We start from the raw sequence: 1,429 nt of genomic DNA, 5'->3' as shown, positions 1-1,429 counted from the left end.
TTAATTCTCAATCTTGCCCTTCTTTGCTTCCCCAATATTAGACCTGAATCCTTACAGCAGTCCAATGGCTACCTATCTTAAACTGCTCAATTTCATTACTTGCAGATTGATTGGCTTGTCGCTGTTCGTAGGTAGTAGCGATCGCTCCTACTAAATTATCAAACATTTCTTTACGCCAGAGTTCACGGTGAATGGCTCGGAATTGCCCAGCAGTATCTAACTTTGGTTCTGATTCCGGTAATGGAACTTCTGGCAGATTGATTGACTCAGGATTAACCTTGAGGATAATACTAGAGCCATCTGGTTGCAAAGTAGCTGCAAATGTCGCACCAATCGGCAGTTTCGGACTGTCGGGAGCAAAAGTGCCTAATTTCTTGCCATCGATCTGTAATATCGGTGTACCGTTGTAACGATAAAACTCTGGATGAGATTCGGGCAACTCAAAAACTCCTACTTCCAGAGTAACGCTGCGCTTTTTCCATTGCTTACTAGCAAAGTTTTCATTGGCGAAGTGATTGTATTTGATACCCAACACTTTAATTTCATCAAACTGAAAATCCTGAAGCTGCTGACATACTTCCTCTGTAAACAGGTTATATGCCAAAGCACCAACACCTGAATCCTGACGTGATGTTGCCCAACTATGATCTGCTGGAGGAATAATTCTCAAATCCTTGGGAATATTAAGTTCATCTATAGGACTAGTATTTGATTTATGAAAAAATCTAAGTATATGTAGGGTGTGTTACGGCTTCCGTAACGCACCAGAATATTCGGATGGTGCGTTAGCCTACGGCATAACACATCCTACTGAAATATTTTCAGAAATCAAATATGATTCCTATAGTACTTTCAATACTCATCTTTAATAGTCATATAGTCTCCCGGAATAGGGCTACCGTGTACACACAAGTATTTTGGAGTTGTCCCACACCGTTTTAATCCTGTACAAAGATATGTGTACACGGTAAATTATGGGTAGAAATTGGAAGGGTATTACATCGATTTTGTCAATCTCTCGTTAATTAATCTTTTTGGTTTTCTTACGCATTGCTTTTTTGATTTGCGGTGTAACTTCCACTTACGAATGCTCATGACAATTGAGCCAAAGTCCCGACTGGCAAAAGCTGTTGTTTTATTCGCACTGTGCCAAATTGTATCTGCCTCAGTTGGTTCAAGTGGAGGTGTACAGCGATCGCAATATCGGTCAAATAGTTGGCGTGGTTCGGGATGACAAGCGATTCGGTTTCTAGTGAGTAAATTAGATGTACCCAGTAGGTTACGAGCTAATTTGTAGCCAGAATTGTTTCTGTTTCCCTGAGATTCGCCATAAGTTAGTAAAGTGCGATCGCTCAAAGTTAAACAGATAGACAAAGGGGTAAAAGTAGCGAAGCTGTCACCAGCCGCCACGTAATGCCTGAAAAGCTTG

Annotated in this window: 1 protein-coding gene and 1 pseudogene; both read right to left on the bottom strand. The window is 41.0% G+C overall.

Translation table 11 applies throughout. The features are described 5' to 3' along the window. Positions 1 to 37 precede the first annotated feature (37 nt). Positions 38 to 670: a hypothetical protein gene (locus tag RMY63_RS41635; RefSeq protein ID WP_322734265.1), complete on the bottom strand. Its 633-nt coding sequence runs from the start codon at positions 668 to 670 to the stop codon at positions 38 to 40. A 326-nt stretch (positions 671 to 996) separates the two neighbouring features. Continuing rightward, positions 997 to 1,429, bottom strand: a pseudogene (locus RMY63_RS41630) (hypothetical protein); the annotation flags it as partial.

The organism is Nostoc sp. ChiQUE01b (genome assembly GCF_034531255.1).
Classification (GTDB): domain Bacteria; phylum Cyanobacteriota; class Cyanobacteriia; order Cyanobacteriales; family Nostocaceae; genus Nostoc.
This window is presented reverse-complemented; position numbering and strand designations above follow the sequence as displayed.